The 18,031-nt window shown below is 49.2% G+C and carries 14 protein-coding genes; all 14 read right to left on the minus strand.

The window, feature by feature from the left end; genetic code table 11:
- Positions 1-23: 23 nt before the first annotated feature.
- Positions 24-1,181 carry a mannitol-1-phosphate 5-dehydrogenase gene (locus ACFQZT_RS31960; protein ID WP_379306952.1) on the minus strand — a complete coding sequence of 386 codons (1,158 nt, stop codon included), beginning with the start codon at positions 1,179-1,181 and terminating at the stop codon, positions 24-26.
- Positions 1,178-1,615, minus strand: a complete 438-nt coding sequence (locus ACFQZT_RS31965) for a PTS mannitol transporter subunit IIA (protein ID WP_379306954.1) — start codon at positions 1,613-1,615, stop codon at positions 1,178-1,180. Before ACFQZT_RS31965 ends, ACFQZT_RS31960 begins: the two co-directional genes overlap by 4 nt.
- A 25-nt stretch (positions 1,616-1,640) precedes the next feature.
- Positions 1,641-3,689, minus strand: a complete 2,049-nt coding sequence (locus ACFQZT_RS31970) for a BglG family transcription antiterminator (protein ID WP_379306956.1) — start codon at positions 3,687-3,689, stop codon at positions 1,641-1,643.
- A 64-nt stretch (positions 3,690-3,753) separates the two neighbouring features.
- Positions 3,754-5,202, minus strand: a complete 1,449-nt coding sequence (locus tag ACFQZT_RS31975; RefSeq protein WP_379306958.1) for a PTS mannitol transporter subunit IIBC — start codon at positions 5,200-5,202, stop codon at positions 3,754-3,756.
- A gap of 493 nt (positions 5,203-5,695) precedes the next feature.
- Positions 5,696-6,442 (minus strand): LutC/YkgG family protein, encoded by a 747-nt coding sequence (locus ACFQZT_RS31980; RefSeq protein WP_379306960.1) that lies wholly within the window; start codon positions 6,440-6,442, stop codon positions 5,696-5,698.
- Positions 6,435-7,943, minus strand: coding sequence for a LutB/LldF family L-lactate oxidation iron-sulfur protein (locus ACFQZT_RS31985; protein ID WP_379306962.1), 1,509 nt, complete (start codon positions 7,941-7,943; stop codon positions 6,435-6,437). The genes ACFQZT_RS31980 and ACFQZT_RS31985 overlap by 8 nt, the downstream gene beginning before the upstream one ends.
- Positions 7,930-8,673, minus strand: coding sequence for a (Fe-S)-binding protein (locus ACFQZT_RS31990; protein ID WP_379306964.1), 744 nt, complete (start codon positions 8,671-8,673; stop codon positions 7,930-7,932). Before ACFQZT_RS31990 ends, ACFQZT_RS31985 begins: the two co-directional genes overlap by 14 nt.
- A gap of 108 nt (positions 8,674-8,781) precedes the next feature.
- Complete coding sequence (locus ACFQZT_RS31995; RefSeq protein WP_379306966.1) at positions 8,782-9,549, minus strand: DeoR/GlpR family DNA-binding transcription regulator; 768 nt, start codon at positions 9,547-9,549, stop codon at positions 8,782-8,784.
- A gap of 9 nt (positions 9,550-9,558) precedes the next feature.
- Complete coding sequence (gene rhaB / locus ACFQZT_RS32000) at positions 9,559-11,064, minus strand: rhamnulokinase (RefSeq protein ID WP_379306968.1); 1,506 nt, start codon at positions 11,062-11,064, stop codon at positions 9,559-9,561.
- Positions 11,061-12,281: an L-rhamnose isomerase gene (rhaI, locus tag ACFQZT_RS32005; RefSeq protein WP_379306970.1), complete on the minus strand. Its 1,221-nt coding sequence runs from the start codon at positions 12,279-12,281 to the stop codon at positions 11,061-11,063. The genes rhaB and rhaI overlap by 4 nt, the downstream gene beginning before the upstream one ends.
- Before the next feature lie 14 nt (positions 12,282-12,295).
- Positions 12,296-12,691 (minus strand): sensory rhodopsin transducer, encoded by a 396-nt coding sequence (locus ACFQZT_RS32010; RefSeq protein ID WP_379306972.1) that lies wholly within the window; start codon positions 12,689-12,691, stop codon positions 12,296-12,298.
- Positions 12,692-12,708: 17 nt separating this feature from the next.
- Complete coding sequence (locus ACFQZT_RS32015) at positions 12,709-14,778, minus strand: bifunctional aldolase/short-chain dehydrogenase (protein WP_379306974.1); 2,070 nt, start codon at positions 14,776-14,778, stop codon at positions 12,709-12,711.
- Positions 14,779-15,892: 1,114 nt separating this feature from the next.
- Positions 15,893-16,738, minus strand: a complete 846-nt coding sequence (locus tag ACFQZT_RS32020) for an NAD-dependent epimerase/dehydratase family protein (RefSeq protein ID WP_379306976.1) — start codon at positions 16,736-16,738, stop codon at positions 15,893-15,895.
- Positions 16,739-17,078: 340 nt separating this feature from the next.
- On the minus strand, positions 17,079-18,014 hold the full coding sequence (locus ACFQZT_RS32025) for a metallophosphoesterase family protein (RefSeq protein WP_379306978.1): 936 nt from the start codon (positions 18,012-18,014) through the stop codon (positions 17,079-17,081).
- Between the last annotated feature and the right edge of the window lie 17 nt (positions 18,015-18,031).

The raw sequence follows: 18,031 nt of genomic DNA on the forward strand, positions 1-18,031 counted from the left end.
AGCCATAAGTAAGCTCCCCTTTCTTAAGATTGTACGGCTTGCTTTAATTCTTTATATTGGTTCAAAATCGCTGTATGCAATGGATGCTCTGCGTCCAGTGATGTGTATTTGCTAATTGTTTGGGCAATTCCATGTTCATTTAAATTTGCCTGTATTTCCGCCGCCTCAGGATCGGCTTTATCGTCAAACAGCAAGGCTGCCGCCATTGCCATCGGCAAGTAGATCGGAGTCATTCCCAGTTCGAGCGCTTGTAAAGCAGGACGTACGAGACGATCATTGCTCGAAAGTTTGCGGATCGGCGATCTCCCGACGCGTGTGACTTCGTCCGTCAAAAACGGATTTTTGAAGCGATCTATAATTTTATGGATATAGTCCTTATGTTCTTTAGGATCGAAGCCATATTTTTTCACAAGAATTGACCCTGTCTCTTCCATAACATGTTGTACCTGAGCTGCGATGGCAGGATCGGCCATGGCCTCTTGAATCGTGGCGAAGCCATGTAAATAACCAAGGTATGCCGCGGCGCAGTGTCCCGTATTTACCGTGAACAGTTTGCGTTCGATATAGGGTTCCAATTGATTGACATAGTGTACGCCTTCAATGCGACGAAACCCCGGTATCATTTGCGATTCATCCACGACCCACTCGTAGAAAGGCTCTACGATCACTTCCAACGGATCTTCGTTGTGCTGGATCGGTACAATGCGGTCCACAGCAGCATCTGGAAATGCAACGCTTCTGCTTACTTTCTCTTGCATTTCTGTACTCAGATGGCTGTACACATGCTCTTTGAGCTGAGAGCTGCCGCCAATCGCATTTTCACACGCGATGATGTGAAGCGGCCCCGCACCTCGTTCCACGCGCAGTTCCAAGCCTTTAGCGATTCCAGCAGCGATATGCTTTAGAATATTGACACCTACAGCTGTTGTAACGAGATCTGCTTGAGCTACGACGCTTGCAACATCCTCGAGATTCTTGCCATTGATGGCCGTCACATTCGATACATGGAATGTTTCTCGTGATTCATTCGCAAGTCGAACCGTGTAAGCCTTTTTCTCCTGCAGCAGCTCCACCAGACTGTCATTCACGTCCGAGAAACAGACTTCATAGCCTGCCTGCGTTAAAATGAGTCCAATGAAACCTCTACCAATGTTTCCAGCGCCAAAATGGACCGCTCTCATGATTCCATCCCGCTTTCAAAAATTTGCAGCATTTCCTCAGGCGTCGATGCCTTCATAATTCGCTCCAGGTTCTCCTCTTCCGAACAAATCATGGCGACATTGGTCAATATGTCCAGATGATCATTGCCCACCGCGGCGATGCCGATTACGAGGGTCGCACTTTCGCCGTCGCCGAAGTCTACGCCTTCCGGAATCTGCACGATAGACAAACCTGTCGAAACGATCAAGGACTTGGAATCCTGCGTGCCGTGCGGAATCGCGAGACCATTGCCCATATAGGTGGACAGCGTTTCTTCACGCTCCAGCATTTTATCGATATATGCGGCGGACGCATGACCGGCATCTACGAGCAATTGACCTGCCATGATGATCGCTTCATTTTTATTAAAAGGTTGAGCATTCAGTTTAATTTTGTTGATCGATAAGATACTCATAGTTGGTTCTCTCCCTATACCCGTTTTATTTTTTACTCTCTAGAAAAGCGGCAAGCTCTTGTGATAAATACTGTTTGATCTCTTGTCCGCTGCCCGTTTTGAGCAGCTCGATCATCTCCGGTATGAGCAGGTATGAGCTTATTTCGCTAAGCACTTCGAGGCTTTCTTTGGAAAGCTCCCTCGGTCCAAGCATAAGCAGCACTTGCCTTACCCCCGATGGCGCATGCCGATCCAACAACAAATCTTCCTTTAAACGGAATAGTGTAAAAGAAGGCACTTTTACCTGCTCGCTTCTGATATGAAATAAGGCCAAGCCCGTGTCCGGTATCACTTGACTGCTCTGTTTCTCTCTGGCCAGCAGCAAGTTAACAATCGGATCCACTTCATCGATGTAATCAGCTTGCCGCGCATATTCACAAATTACATGGAGCGTCTCTTGTAAACTGTCAAACGACCGGTCGAGGCGATGAATGGCGAATTGATCGATAATCCTGACGATTTCATTCACATATTGCTGAATACGATGCAGCCGGTGCGTCGTTGATTCATCGTCATACGGCACATCCTCTTGATCTTTAGCGGCATTGTCTTTTTCCAGCGTTACATTTTGAATGAACAGGCGCAGGCGTTCCGCTTCTTCTTTTGTCAGCAGCGGGCTGAGCTTAATATACTGCTCCTCGTTTAGAGGCAAATCTACCGTTGAAATAATTAAATCATACTCCGTTTCCGGTATGCGGGCAGCCTCGAACCAAGAAGCATGGCCGGCTATATCGATTTGCGGAAGCTCCTTGGTCAGGCGGACCGCAAGCATCTTCGAGGTTCCAATACCGCTTGTGCATACCAGAATCGCTCTAACATTGCGGCTGAACTGCTTTTGTCTCTCAAGCGAAGCCCCAAAATGCATGACGAGAAACCCAATCTCTTCATCCGGAATATGGATGTTCAAGATCGTTTCGTCAACGCTTTGACGAATGGCTTCGAATAAGGATTCATAATCTTTTTTAATTTGCGACAACAATGGATTGCGGATATGGGCTCCGGCTTGAAGCCGCCTTAACGCGGATTCCAAGTGACTGAGCAGGCCGTCTCTCAATGAACGATCGGCGCTGAATCTGACACCGCTGCGAGTTTCCATGTTGCGAATCAGCTTCCATACAATTTCCATATAGCTAAGATCTTCTGAAGGCAGCAATTGATTGGGGTGGGTGACTCCCCTTGGTTCAAGCAGTTCGGCTAAATAAGCGATTTCTGCAGTCGTAAGCTCAATAGGTATAACCTTAGATAAATGGTCTACCGTGTGGGTAAGCAACTCATTTTGGCGGATGGAATGATGCTCCGCGTGGAGTTCGATCGGCTTCCCTCGCTGAATTCTGGCAATCATGATCGAGATGTTGATTAACAGATTCGTATAATCGTTTTCCGATAACTCATTCAAGCCTTCGTCTTCAGCAAGCCAAAGCGCACTTTCCACTTTCGTGAAGTTGTCTTTACCGATCAATCCTAGCAGTTTGAGGACGATTGGCGTATGAGCATGATTCGCTTTTCCGAACAAGTCCGATTCGTCCAGATAGTTTCTGGCCAAATGGGAGATCATTTTCCGTTTATTGGTCTCGGAACCGCTCAAGCCAACACCGTATCCTCTCCTTCGAACGAGAATAAGATCGGCAATGCTCACCCATGCCTCCAGCTCATCCAAATCATGAGTAATCGTGGGAATCGTAACGCCGAGCTCATGCGACAAAGTGAATAGCTTCACGGGTTCTTCTTCATTCAGTAACGTACAGAGAATAAATAATTTGCGGTCCTGAGCAGAAAAATGGGCGGCTGTCAGGCCATGCAGCTCCCGCTTGAAGGCTTCTAGCTTTGTGGGATCCGCCTGCAGCTGGATGCCTTTTCCGGATTTCTTTTGCAGCGTCAGTCCGGAATCCGTCAGGATCGTCTCCAGCTCCGACAGCTCCCGGTGGACTGTTCTTGAGCTTACGCCTATTTCCGCCGCAATTTCTCCAGCTGTAATCTCATCTTTGCGACTTAACAACAGTTCCAGGATTTGACGATGCCTATGAGACAGGCTCATGCGCATGCTCCTCATGACAAAATGGATATAACGCCGGCGGTTAGGCCAGCGTTAGTCGTGGATATTAACTTAAGCGTTTGACAAGTTCATCATACTCCGGACTTTTCATAAAATTGTCAATGGAAATATGCTCGGCCTGCGGCGCCTGAGTACGAGCGCGGTCTGTTAAGGATTTATGTGTAATCACAATATCGGCGTCGTTTGGAATTTCGCTGATCGCCGTATTAATCACAGTGACGTCTACAGCTGCTTCTTTCATTTTTTTCCTCAAAATGGAGGCTCCCATTGCGCTAGATCCCATTCCGGCATCGCAAGAAAATACGATTTTATGCACTTCAGTTGCAGCTTTTACTTGAGCAGCCGCAGCAGTTGTTGCCGCCTTAGCAGGTGCTGTTGATGCGCCTGGCGCTTGTTTCATTTGTTTCATTTTCGCAGTCGCTTTCTCCAGATCGTCCTCTTCTTCCGTTTGTTTGCCTGTTTTCAATAGCAGCGCCGCAACAAGGAAAGAGACAATCGCAGCCGTAATGACACCCGTGAAGACCGAGAGTAAGCCGCCTTTCGGCGCCATTGCGATATAAGCGAAAATACTACCCGGTGATGGCGGAGCCACCAGACCTGCGCCGAACACGGAAAACGTAAATGTTCCCGTTACGCCCCCGGCGATTACTGCTAAAATCAAACGTGGATTCATGAGAATGTAAGGGAAATAAATTTCATGAATACCGCCAAAGAAATGAATGATAGCTGCACCCGGAGCGGATAGTTTCGCCGAACCGCGTCCAACTAACCAGTAGGCAAGCAGGATGCCTAGCCCTGGACCCGGATTGGACTCCAGCATGAACAAGATCGATTTGCCTGTTTTGGATGCTTGATCTAAAGCGATCGGGCTGAGCACGCCATGGTTGATGGCGTTGTTCAAGAAAAGAACTTTACCCGGTTCAATCAGGACGTTGGCAAGGGGCAGCAGACCTGCGTTTACCAGCACTTGAACGCCTGATGCGAGAGCTTTACTGACAACTTGAACCGCTGGACCGACTACCGAGTAGGCTAGAACCGCCAAGATCCCGCCGATAATCCCGGAAGAGAAATTGTTAACAAGCATTTCGAAACCGGATTTGACCTTGCCTTCAATTGATTTGTCAAACTTCTTCAGCACCCATGCCGCAAAAGGTCCGACCATCATCGCTCCAAGGAACATCGGAATATCGGTTCCGATAACTACCCCCATGGTTGTCACAGCGCCAATAACGCCGCCGCGTGTTCCATGTACCATGGTTCCTCCCGTATACCCGATAAGGAGTGGCAGCAGATACGTAATCATCGGCCCGACCAGCTTCGCCAAATATTCATTTGGAATCCAGCCTGTCGGAATAAATAATGCGGTGATAAGTCCCCATGCGATAAAAGCTCCGATATTCGGCATCACCATGCCGCTTAAAAAACGTCCGAAGCGTTGAACTTTTACACGGACCCCATCTGTTGATGCTTGTTGCTTTGCAGCTATTGTGTCCATTAGGATAACCTCCCTTGATCTGAATCATGATCTTATCGTAATGCAAAAGCGCTTACATGATCAATCAAATCAAAATCCCTTTTCGTCATGAACCTTGTTGACAACATTTTTATCAAAAGCCTGAATACGTAGCTCAAGCCTGCTCCATAAGGCATTCCTCTGTAGGGTTTCATTGTTGGAGACGATCGCACACATGAATTTATTGCCACTTCCTCAGATGTAGAGCGCTGCATATCTTTTGGATGGCTCATATCAACACTATCCCGTTGACTCAGATGGAAACATTCAACTTCCGAATGCCATGGGCGCTTCCACCGTGCGCGTAAGCCGAAGGCGTGGTGTGAGATGCGCAACGCATTGGTCACCTCCATAGAGAACAACTTTCGCTATTAAGGATACACTTTGACTCTATTCGATCGAAGAATGACACTTGCTCATTTCCTGGCACACAAAAAGCCGCGAGAGATTCTTATTCTCTCACGGCTTTTAACTTTTACTCCACAATTAACGCATAGACAATACCTGGCCCATGCACACCTATCGTTAAATCGTTCTCGATGTCCGCGGAGCGGCTCGGTCCGGAAATGAAGTGAATACCCGCCGGCCGGTCTTTGAACGCCAGCTCATCGAATGGCCTCAGCACTTCGCCAAGCTTCGTTACTAAGCGCTCCGCCGGTATGATGGCGATCAGCGTCGTCGGCAGCAAGCTGACACTTCGGCCCCGCGTTTGGCTTGAAGTGACCACGAGCGATCCGGTATAAGCAACGGCGTGCTCGACGGCTACGATGCCGATATCTGCGCCAGCAGCCTTAGCAACCAGCTCATCCTTTCCCTGTTCATCGGCTTCGCTTGAATTCCATACGGTGATGTCCGCGGCGGCGGTTTCGCCCAGTGCAGTTCGCAGCTCCGCAAGCTCCTCCTGATCTTGAATAATCAGATGCCTCGCTTGCGTTTCGGCGATGAAGCTCTCGATAAAGGCTTGAGCCTCCGTCATCCCATTCATTCTTCTCGTATGGCCACCGGCTTTTTGCCAATTGGCCATAAACAGTTGGATCCGCTGCTCCATCGGCAGGTCAACTTTCTCCCACAACTCGGGAGCTCCTTTAATCGACCGCGGCGGTGGTGTTTGCAGCGGACGTTGCCGGCCCAGCCGAGTCGAGATGTTTGCAAAGAACGCCTCCTGTTTCCGGAGGGATTCCTCATGCAGGCTTCGGAGAAAATCGGCGTCAGATTTAGCCATGATGTCCACCTCCTGTTCGCTGTGCAATCAGCTGCTCCATGCGGGCCTTCATGTCCGGATTCAATTCCGGAAGCGTGCCGTCCAGCTCCTTCTCGATGTCTTTCCACGATTCGCGGAAGGTTTGCTTCGGCAAACTAGGCGCGTAGCGATAGGAATTCCATCCTTTTAGCGGGCCGATCTTCGCTTTGATATAACCATCACGAACAAGAACTTTTTGCCCGATGCGTCCTAATTGGATGAGCGCTTTAACCCGCTTCGCATCGGACATGAGGAATTTGAAGCCCGACATACCGGCCTTCTCGACGAGATCCGCCCTTCCGCTTTCCACTTTGCGCTGGCGCAAATAGACCAGCATATCGTGCAGAGGAATCTTCACCGGGCAAGCCTCATAACAAGCGCCGCACAGGCTGGATGCACTGGCAATGTCGTCCCATTCGGCGACATTTTTGTTAAGCGCCGGTGTCAGCACGGCGCCGATGGGCCCGCTGTACACGCCGCCGTAAGCGTGACCGCCGATATGGCGATAGACCGGGCAGGCGTTAAGACAAGCGCCGCAGCGAATACAGTTCAGCAGCTCCTGGAACTGCGGATCGCCTAGCTGCAAGGAACGCCCGTTATCCAGGATGATGACGTGCATTTCCTCTGGCCCGTCACCATCCCGCTGCCGCTGCGGTCCGGAAATAACGGACATGTAAACCGTCAGCTTCTGACCCGTCGCGGAACGCGGGAGCAGTGTCGCCATGACTTCAAGATCGTCCAGGGACGGAATGATGCGTTCCATGCCCATGTACGTGATTTGTGTCTTAGGGACCGTACTGACCATCCGGGCGTTTCCTTCATTTTCGAACAGCACGATCGACCCTGTCTCCGCAATGGCAAAGTTGCAGCCCGTCATGCCGATATCGGCCTCCAGAAACTTCTCGCGCAGCTTTCTGCGCACGAAACCAGCCAAAATTCCCGTGTCCGGCGGCAGCTCCTCGCCCGCTTCCTTCGACAATAGTTCGGCGATTTGATACCGGTTCTTATGGATCGCGGGAATAATAATATGAGAAGGCGTCTCGCCGGCAAGCTGGATAATGTATTCGCCAAGGTCCGTTTCGACAGCCTCAACGCCCAGCTGTTCAAGCGCATGGTTAATATGCAGCTCCTCGGATACCATGGACTTGGACTTCACGACGCTCTTCGCCTTCTTATCCTCGGCAATTTGCATCGTTAGCTTAACCGCGTCCGCAGCGTCGGCCGCAAAATGAACATGAACGCCCTGTGCTCTAGCATTCTCTACGAATCTAGCTAAATAGTAATCGAGATGCGCGATGGTGTGCAGCCGGATTTGACGGCCGCGTTCCCGCCATTCCTCCCAGTTCCCATGCTCTTCACTAGCTGCGAGCTTGCCGTTTTTCAAACGCTCCGTCGTGAATTTAACGGCATTGCGCAAAAATTCGTTGTTCAGCGCGACCTTGGATCTTTCCTTGACCGTACCGCCTACTTTATGTTCGCTCATGCGCCAGTTTCACTCCCTCTGCGAGTAATTCCGCCAGATGCATGACTCTCACAGGCTTGCCGCGGTGAAGCAGGTTTCCCGAAATATTCATGAGACAGCCCATGTCGAGTCCGACCAATACTTCCGCCTCTGTTTCCAGAACATGATCCGACTTCTCGGATACCATCGCACCGGAAATGTCGCACATTTTCACCGCAAATGTCCCTCCAAATCCGCAGCAGTCCTCCGCATGCGGAAGCGCTACGAGCTCCAAGTCGCGGATATTTTGCATCAATTCAAGCGGCTCGGACTTGACACCTAATAACCGGCTGCCGTGGCAAGACGGATGGTAGGTCACCTTGTGCGGGAACACCGCTCCGAGATCCTTTACCCCCAATACTTGAACAAGAAACTGCGTGAATTCATACGTTTTCTCCACCAGACGGTTTGCCTTGGCCAAATTAACCGGGTCATTTTCAAAAAGTTTCGGATAATAATGATGAATCATACTCGTACAGGAACCCGAGGGTGAAATGACAAAATCGCTGTCTTCAAATGCTTGCAGCAGCGTCATCGCCGAGCTCCGCGCCTCATCCCAATATCCGCTGTTGAAGGCCGGCTGACCGCAGCACGTCTGTACTTCGGGAAAATCGAGCTTCACCCCGTAGCGTGCGAGCAGCTCGACCATCGAAGCACCGACCCGCGGATACACAAGGTCACTCAAGCATGTGATGAACAAAGAAACTTTCATAAGGCAGCTTACTCCCTTCCTTGACCATCCTTGCAAGCATTCTTGCTATACAAAAAACCATCCTCAGTACTATAAACAGCATACCGGTGATGGAAGGGACGATCGCGATTAATTGGATTCTAATTGCAGGATGTGAACGCCTTTTTCACGGATCTGGGACACAAAGTCCTTATTCGTTTGTTGATCCGTAATCAAATGATGTATGTCGTTCCATCCGGCCACCTGCGTCAACGACTGCATGCCGAACTTGCTATGGTCGGCCAGGAGGTAGGTCTCGTCAGCGATTGAAATCATTTTGCGCTTTATCAGCGCTTGAAGTTCATTCGATTCGCTTATGCCTCGCTGCATGTGAACGCCTTTGCAGGATAAAAACAACTTATGGGCATGGTAGACATCCAGAGATCTCTCAGCGAGCGGCCCCACATAAGATAATGATTTCGGGGATAAAAGGCCGCCCGTAGAAATCACTTGAATTTTTTCTTTTGAGCTGACTTCTAAAGCTACTTTTATCGAATTCGTAATGATCGTTAACGGCATATCCGGGATGAGTTTGGCCATGTACCAAGCAGTCGTGCTAGCGTCCAAAATTATCCGGTCATCCTCTTGTATACGTGAGACGGCTTCCCTGGCAATTGCGTTTTTAAAGTCGGCATACGCCGTTTCCCTTTCCATAAAAGGAACCTCGGACTGCGCTTCCTTCACGCTCACGGCGCCGCCGTGGCTGCGCATCAACCTGCCTTCGCTCTCGAGCTTATCCAAATCCCGTCGGATCGTTTCTTCCGTAACTTGACAGAGCTCACTCAGCTCGGTGACGCGAATGCTTCCGCGCTCATTCACCAATTGAACGATTTTTTGCCATCTTTCCGCTACGAGCATTGTCTTCCCTCATTTCACAGTCGATCGGGATACCATCTCACCAAATATTGCATACGCTTCCTCCCAAGCCTCGCCGTCATCAGTAGGCGTATAGGTTTTCACAGGAAACGAATTCCGAATCAGCTTTCTGGCTTCGCTTAAATTGGCGATGTACCCAAGTGTTATCCATTGTACTACAAGGTTACCGAGGGCACTACCCTCAACAGGACCTGCCCAAACCTCACGCTGAATCGCGCTGGCCGTAAACTGGCAAAGCAGCTCGTTTTGAATGCCGCCTCCAACGATATGAAGGCCTGTATAAGATTTGCCAGCGAGCCGTTCGGTTCGCTCCAGAATCAGACGATATTTCAGCGCCAGGCTCTCCAACACGCAGCGGATGATTTCACCTTCCGTTTGCGGCACCCTTTGCTGAGTATCCCGACAGTACTGCTGGATTTGTTTCGGCATATGATCAGGATTCAAAAAGGCATCGTCATCCGGATCGATGAAGCACTGAAACGGTTTCGCCCGCTCGGCAAGCTTGACGAGATCGGCAAAGCTTAAGCTTTTGCCTTCCTTATCCCAAGCGCGTTTGCACTCTTGAATAAGCCAAAGGCCCATGATGTTCTTGAGCAAACGATTAGTGCCATAGACACCGCCTTCATTTGTGAAGTTCCATTCGAGAGCCTGTTCGCTCAGAACCGGAGCAGACGTTTCCGTACCCAGAAGCGACCACGTGCCGCAGCTGAGGAAAGCAAAATCTTGTTCCAAAGCCGGAACAGCAACCACAGCGGATGCCGTGTCATGCTCCCCTACTGCAATAACTGGAATGGAAGCGGTATCCAGTTCCTCACAAATCGCCGGGGTGAGCGAGCCTACCTTCGTGCCTGACGGTACGGGAGGCAGCAGAAGCTCAGCAGGAAGACCGAGTTGATCGAGAAGTTCCCTATCCCACTGACGGGAAGACGCGTTAAGCAGTTGGGTAGTCGTTGCATTCGTGTATTCGCTATGTTTCTCACCTGTTAAGAAGTATCGGAGCAGGTCCGGAATCATAAGCAGCGTATCGGCTTGCGCCAGAAGAGATGGGTTTCTCTCTTTCAACGCGAATAACTGATAGATGGAATTAAACTGCAAGAATTGAAGGCCAGTTTTGGAAAATAGCTTATCCCGGCCAATCTGCGAGATCACTTGCTCCATGACCCCATCCGTTTGATGATCGCGATAATGGTATGGGTTGCCCAGCAGCTCGCCACTAGCTGCCAGCAATCCAAAATCCACTGCCCAGGAATCGATGGCCAGACTCTCCACATCCTGCGCATAGCCCAGATGTTTTGCCTTGAGAATCCCTTGTTTAATCTCGTGGAACAATCGCAGAATGTCCCAATGAAGGCGGTCGCCCACCTTCACCGGATCATTCGGGAAGCGGTGAATTTCCTCGATCGTCAATTGGCCCGCTTCGGAATCAAGCCGTCCGACGATCGCTCTGCCGCTGCTTGCTCCTAAATCAAATGCCAGAACGGTCGATGGCTTGCTCACCAGCTCGCACCGCCTTTGCCGCGAACATTTATACTTTCATCATAGCCGCTATCCAAGTAAGCTCTCATCGGATCGACAGGTACGCCCATTTCTTCGCGAACCGCATGAAGAAGCGGCGTGACATCGAACTCAAATGCCTTGCGGACAGCATCCTCTGCGCCGAGTACATCCTGACGTTCTTGAGCGTCTTTCACTTCATCCAGATTGATCAGCAGCGCTTTGGCATACTGAGTCTGCACGTTCAGGACAGAGCGCAGCATCGCTGGAATTTTTCTTTCAATGTTATGGCTTTGATCGATCATATACGCGATATTGTCAGCCGCTTGACGTACGCCAGGGTTCGCATCGTTAGCAGCGTCAATTATTTGATAAAAAATAAGGAACAGCTCATACGGATTCACGGAACCCACGATCAAATCGTCATCACCGTACTTGCGGGAGTTGAAATGGAAGCCGCCGAGCTTATTTTCATCCAACAAGTAAGTCACGATATGTTCAATGTTCGTCCCTTGCGGGTGGTGTCCGGTATCGACAAGCACTTCTGCTTGGGGGCCGAGCTTATTCGCCAAATTAAACGCCATACCCCAATCCGCCAAATCGGTGTGGTAGAAAGAAGGCTCGTAGAATTTATATTCGATTAACATACGCATGCTTGGCGTCATCGCTTCGTACATTTCTTTGAGCGCTTCATACATCCACGTTTTGCGTTTACGAATATCTACTTGCCCTGGGTAGTTAGAGCCGTCAGCAAACCAGAGGCTAAGCACATTGGAACCTACGGTTTTGGCGATGTCCACACACTCCAGCAAATGATCCGTCGCTTTGCGACGAATTGCGGCATTCGAGTTGGTCACACTGCCAAATATATAGTCGTCTTCCTGAAATAAATTCGGGTTGACGGCGCCGATAGATACGCCCAGATCAGAAGCATGCTGTTTCAGTTTGGCGTAGTCGTCCACTTTATCCCATGGAATGTGGATGGCAACCGACGGACAGACGCCTGTCAGCTTATGCACTTGTGCGGCATCCTCGAATTTTTCAAAAGGATTGCGAGGCACGCCGTTTTGCTTGAACACTTTGAAACGCGTACCGGAATCTCCGTAGCCCCAGGAAGGCGTTTCCACCTTGAGCGCTTTCAGCTTGCTTTTAACGGCATCCAGATCGATACCTCTATGTTTTTGCTGCTCTTCGAAAAGTGTGTATGCGCGGTCGCTCATCGGATTGCTGCCTCCTAAATGGTATTTGGGTCTCCGCCAAAGTACGGAAACGCCATGGTTGTCATAAGGCTGTTTTCCGCTTGGGTGGCATCCAGCCTGCTGTACTGTACGATAACGGGAATATTGCTTTCCACTTCCATGGCGTAAGGTACGCCTTTGGGAATGGATTCACCGTTTTTAGCGAGAGATCCCGTTCTGACGTGCTTGGTGCGTCTTGCAGGAATGACGACCCCGATCTTCTCGATCGGGTCGCGGTCCTCAAAATAAACGGTAACTTCGATATGAGCATCTTCATAAGTGCAATTTAAGATACAAATGGATTCGTGACTTTCCAACTGACCTGAGCTGACGGTGGGTATATAACCATCAGGGATGTACCAGAGACAGTGCCCTTTTTGTAATGTTGTCATCGGCGATATTTCCTTGCTTAACGGGTGAATGCAGCTGGAACGCCGCCGTCCACTGTGATCATGCAACCTGTCGTTTTGTCCGCTTTGGAAGACGCGAAGTAGACGATCGCTTCCGCGATATCTTTCGGGAAAATGTTCACGAGCAGCGTCGTTCTTTTGCGGTAGTGCTCCTCGAGCTGATCCGGCTCGATACCGTAAGCGGCAGCCCGCTCGTTGCGCCAGCTGGAATTCCAAATCGCAGAGCCTTGCAGAACCGCATCAGGCAAAACCGAATTGACGCGAATCCCATACTCTCCGCCTTCTGCCGCAATGCAGCGGGCCAAGTGAATTTCGGCTGCTTTGGCCGTGCTGTATGCGGAAGCGTTTTTGCCTGCATAAACCGAGTTTTTGGAGCCGACGAAAACCATGCTGCCGCCTACGTTTTGCTTTTTCATGATTTTGAATGCCTCTCTCGCTACCAAGAAATAGCCTGTGCTGAGCACGTTCATGTTCAGGTTCCACTCTTTCAATGAAGTTTCATCAAAAGGACTGGACGTCGCAAGACCCGCGTTGTTCACGATGATATCGATCCCGCCGAAACTTAGGATTGAATCGCGGTAAGCCGATTCGACTTCTTCCTCTTTCGTTACATCCATTTTAACGGCAATCGCTCTGTTTTCGCCATATTGCTCATTTAGTTCGGCGGCGAGCTTTTGCGCGCCTTCAAGATTCAGGTCGGCGAGCACGACATGCGCGCCTTCTTTTAGAAGTTGACGAGCCGTCACGCTGCCGATACCGCCCGCGCCGCCGGTGATGAAGGCGATTTTACGCGAAAATTCGGCTTCAGCTGGAGCGAGAGTCAGCTTGTAAAGCTCAAGCGGCCAGTACTCTACGTTGTAGGACTCATTTTCACTGAGGGAAACGAAAGTGCCAAGCGCCGTAGATCCTCTCATTACGGAAATCGCACGGTGGTAAAGGGCTCCGCTCACTTGCGCCATCGCCCAGCTTTTGCCTGTGTTGATCATCCCGATCCCTGGGATCAGGATCACGCGAGGCGCTGTTTCGAAGATAACGTCGCCTTCATTTTTGTTCCGTTCAAAATAGGCTTTATACTCTTCTTTGTATGCGGCGATTCCGGCTTTCAGAGCGTCGGTGAGTGTTGCTGCGTCTTTGGAATTCGGGTTCCAGTCGATATATAAGGGCTTCATTTTCGTGTGAACGAGGTGATCCGGGCAAGCCGCCCCCACTTGGGATAATACGGCTGCGTCCTTGCTGTTGACGAATTGGAGCACATCGTCTGCGCTGTCGACGGTCAAAATCATCTTCTTCTCGGCGCTTACTGCACCGCGAACGATAGGCAGCACTTGGGCTAGAAGGTCATTGCGCTCTTGTTCGGACAAAGAGTCGTACTTCGTTCCGCCATAAAGATCGCTCTCTTGAACGCGAGCTTCGATGAAACTTTCCGCTTCGTTGATAATCGCCAGCGTCTTGAGGTAGCTCTCTTCCGACGTCTCGCCCCAAGTGACCAGACCGTGTTTCTCCATTAGCACCAGTTCGGCTTTTGGGTTATTTCTTACGCCTTCCGCGATCATTTTGGAAAGTGTGAAACCAGGGCGAACATAAGGAACCCATACGAAGCGGTCGCCGTAAATTTCTTTCGCCAGTTCTTTACCGTTATGAGCGCAGCAAAGGCTGATAATCGCATCCGGATGCGTGTGATCCACGTGTTTGAAAGGCAAGAATGCGTGCAGCAAAGTTTCGATGGAAGCTCGCGGGTGCTTGCTGTCGATCATGCAGTTGACGAGGTAAGCTACCATGTCCTCATCGGACATTTCATTGCGCTCATAAAGCGGACGAATGTCGTCCATACGCAGACCTGTGAAATTCTTTGCTTTCATCGTCGCCAGGTCGGAGCCGCTGCCTTTGACCCACATCACTTCCACAACACGTCCACGGAAGTCCGTTTCGATCGTTTTCATCGACGTATTGCCGCCGCCCCAGTTCGCAACAGCGCGATCTGTTCCCAGCAAGTTCGAACGGTAAACCAGTTCGTCCAATCCGCTTTTAACTGCCTTCGCTTTTTCCGTTTCCCACAAATTCGCTACCATAAGTACCCTCCCAAGTGTTTTCGATAGATGTTTGTTTTTGATGGTTTCATCGTAACACATCTTTGTTTATTTTTGAATATATTTTTATTTATATTTGTTTTTGGGGATTAAAACAAAACCAAACAAATGGAAATGGTTAATCTCCGCACCAAGAACCAATAGGGAATACAATGAGAAAAACCTGGCCGATGATGACCAGGTCCTTGTCTTAAGCCGTACGTTTGGGAACGAACTTGTCTTTGTAAATCGCCCATCTTCTCGTCTGGAAAGATGAAAAATATCGTTAGAGACACGACTGAAACCTCCCCACACGTCTGGAACGATGAGAAACATCTTTCCAGCATCGCCCAGCGGACAAAACTGCTTTCTTTCTCGTCTGTAAGCATTCAAAAGAGGCTGTCGATTTATTGTGGATAGTTTTGACGTGAACGGAAACATGCAGAGAAAGTATATGATTTTTCGGATTCATTTACAGAATCAAGGGACCAAATCGCGTTTTGTGAATGAAATTTCGAATAGAATCGACTGATTCGATGTGTGCTCCACTCATTATGTATGATTTTCGCATACATTTTTTGTGGTTTCCCCATTCCCTTTTTTGTCCAGCGACACGATCATACTTTCTTTAACGACATGAACATGCTTCCTTTACATAATGGGGTCACCCCACGAAATGGAAAAAATCGTACGCTAAGCAATGCGTTACATGAAAAAACCGGACTCCTCACAAGGGAATCCGGTTCTCGTAGTAGCAAGCAAGTTTAACTAACGTTCCCGTTAATAATCAAATTTAACCCAATAATTTATATTTAATTTTCGTTAAATTTGTGCTTACAAATATCGCAAAAACCTTTCATCCACTGAAAAAGGCTAAAATATTTTCGTATATAATCATCCACTTAAGGTGCGGAACAGCATAATCTGAATGGATGTATTCTGGCAAGTTTGGCTAGTAATCAATGTGACCGCAATTACGGCATCGATTCATCCATTTCCAGATTTCAGGGGAATTTTAAGGTGTTCTAAAGCTTTATTTTTACCATAATATTTCACAATACCACTCCATTAAATTTGAGGTTCCCCTTACGCTATGCGGTCTTTCCTAGTAGTTAGATTATTCTGCGGGACGGCGCGTTGATCTGCGGGGTTCGTAGCCGAATTCCGCGATGAAATCATCCATGGCATACAAGGGTTTATATTCATTACCTGGAAGTTTGTAATAATCCAGATAATAATGGTCTCCCAGTATTGAAGAGAGAATTTCCCGCGCGGGTATCGTACTGCTGATATCCGGTCCTACCAGGTTAAAGTTTCTTACGCCTGATTTGATTGGCGTATCCACGACCTTGACAATTCCCTCAACGACATCGCTTGCATACACATGTCCTAAGACGATAAACGGTACCGACATCCTTTTATCCTTCTCAATCAAGGGCGGTACCCAATCCTCGTTCGCTACCGCGCCAAAGCGTAAATTGATAAAATCCGTGTCAGGATTTACACGATGAAAATAACGGGTCAATTCCTCCACTAAGGCTTTGCTTAACCCATACGCATCTGTTGCCAGACAAGGATGATCAGCTTGAATCGGTAGCTTAAGCGGAATAAAATCATCATCCAAGCCGCCTACAGCTGCAATCGAGCTGGCCGTCACGAACTTTTTACACCCGCGATCGAGCAAGTACCGGTAAAGTCTTCTCGTACCCATCACATTGACAGCTAGTCCATCCTCTTCGGTGCAACCGCCGGTAACGGCAGCCAGGTGAATAACCGCATCGATCTCATGAGGATCCAAACCACGTAAATCCTCAATACTATCAAACGAACCTTGAACGTACGCTGCATCTTTTTTAAAGGGATGACATGACCGCGACATACAAATAACGTTATGATTGTTTGCCAAACTATTAACCAATTTCTTTCCGATAAATCCGCTTGCGCCCGTAATGAGTATATTCATCGTATTGCCTCCCAGTTAACATTCGCTACAGCATGTTGAAGTAAGTATAGCGATTTCTCAGCGATTAATCTATTGCTTTTATGCTTCGTTGTCATGGAGCATCTTCAAGTTCTTGGTCGGTATACTCCAATGGGATTATGGTCTAGAATTTCAATAAAGTCTGCCATGATAATATGCTCTTATTACACTTTTTTGTTCCACTTCGAGCTGTCTATTCTATTACTTCTTTGTTCCCCGCCATTGTAATGCAACCATTCATTTGCTAGACAGCGTCGTACTCCCTTTGTTAATCAGCCAATCGATCTTATGCATCTTCTCCCTATCCTTAAGCAAGTTTTGGTTATCGTCCCTCCGGCTGATGCTCAGGCTGCGTCGTCACGATGGTGCCATCCTGAAGATGAATCCAGGTTGAAAACCCCCTCTCGCCTGCTCGCATGCGTATGATACGTGCTCCGGTTTGAAACGGCCCTTCCACGTCTGCATACCTGGTTGTACGTCCGTAGCAAAGGCGGATCCCATGCAGTTCCCCGCAGAAGTCATTGCCGTGATCATGTCCGGCGAAGGTTCCGACCACGTCTCCCATTTCCACCATTGCAGCGAAAAGCCCCGTGTTTATCCACGGCGCACAAATTGTTTCGTGCTTCTCGCCATGGCAGACATGCATTTCCCAGACATCGGCGTATTCCGGCAGCGGAATGTGAAAAAAAGCCAACGAGGGCAGCGGCCGCCCGCCGTTGTCCTCAGTGAGTCGGCGCGACTGTGTTGCATACCACTCGATCTGGCTGCGGCGAATCCAATCGTAGAACCCGACCCCCACATATTCGTAAGGAGAGTAACTTCCTGAATCAAAAAAGTATAGGGATGAGGCTGCCTCGTTTTCTTTATCCGTAACGGTCAAAACAAAATTGCCCACACCGTGCACATTGGCCGGATCCGGCTTGGCATAGTTGTAGGGCATGGCCAATTGAATGGCATGCAGCTGCTCCCTCGTTATATTCGCTTCCGAATCATGGTTGCCAAATACAGCCGCCCATGGCGTTCCACTCTTTTCCGCAACGGAAACGGCGTTTCTAAACGACAGGTCGGCATTACGGGATCCGGCGCTGTTGATCACATCGCCTGCATATACAATAAAATCCGGCTGCTCCTTCCATACGATCCGCTCCATCATAGCCTGCATCTCAAGCTCCTCCTCATCCCGATTGCAAAATTCGACATCGGAGAACATGACTATCGTAAACGTGCCGTCATCGCGAAACCATAATTGTTTCTTCATATTTCCTCCCAGCAGAA

It is taken from the genome of Paenibacillus sp. GCM10027628, from assembly GCF_042676385.1.
GTDB lineage: Bacteria > Bacillota > Bacilli > Paenibacillales > NBRC-103111 > Paenibacillus_E.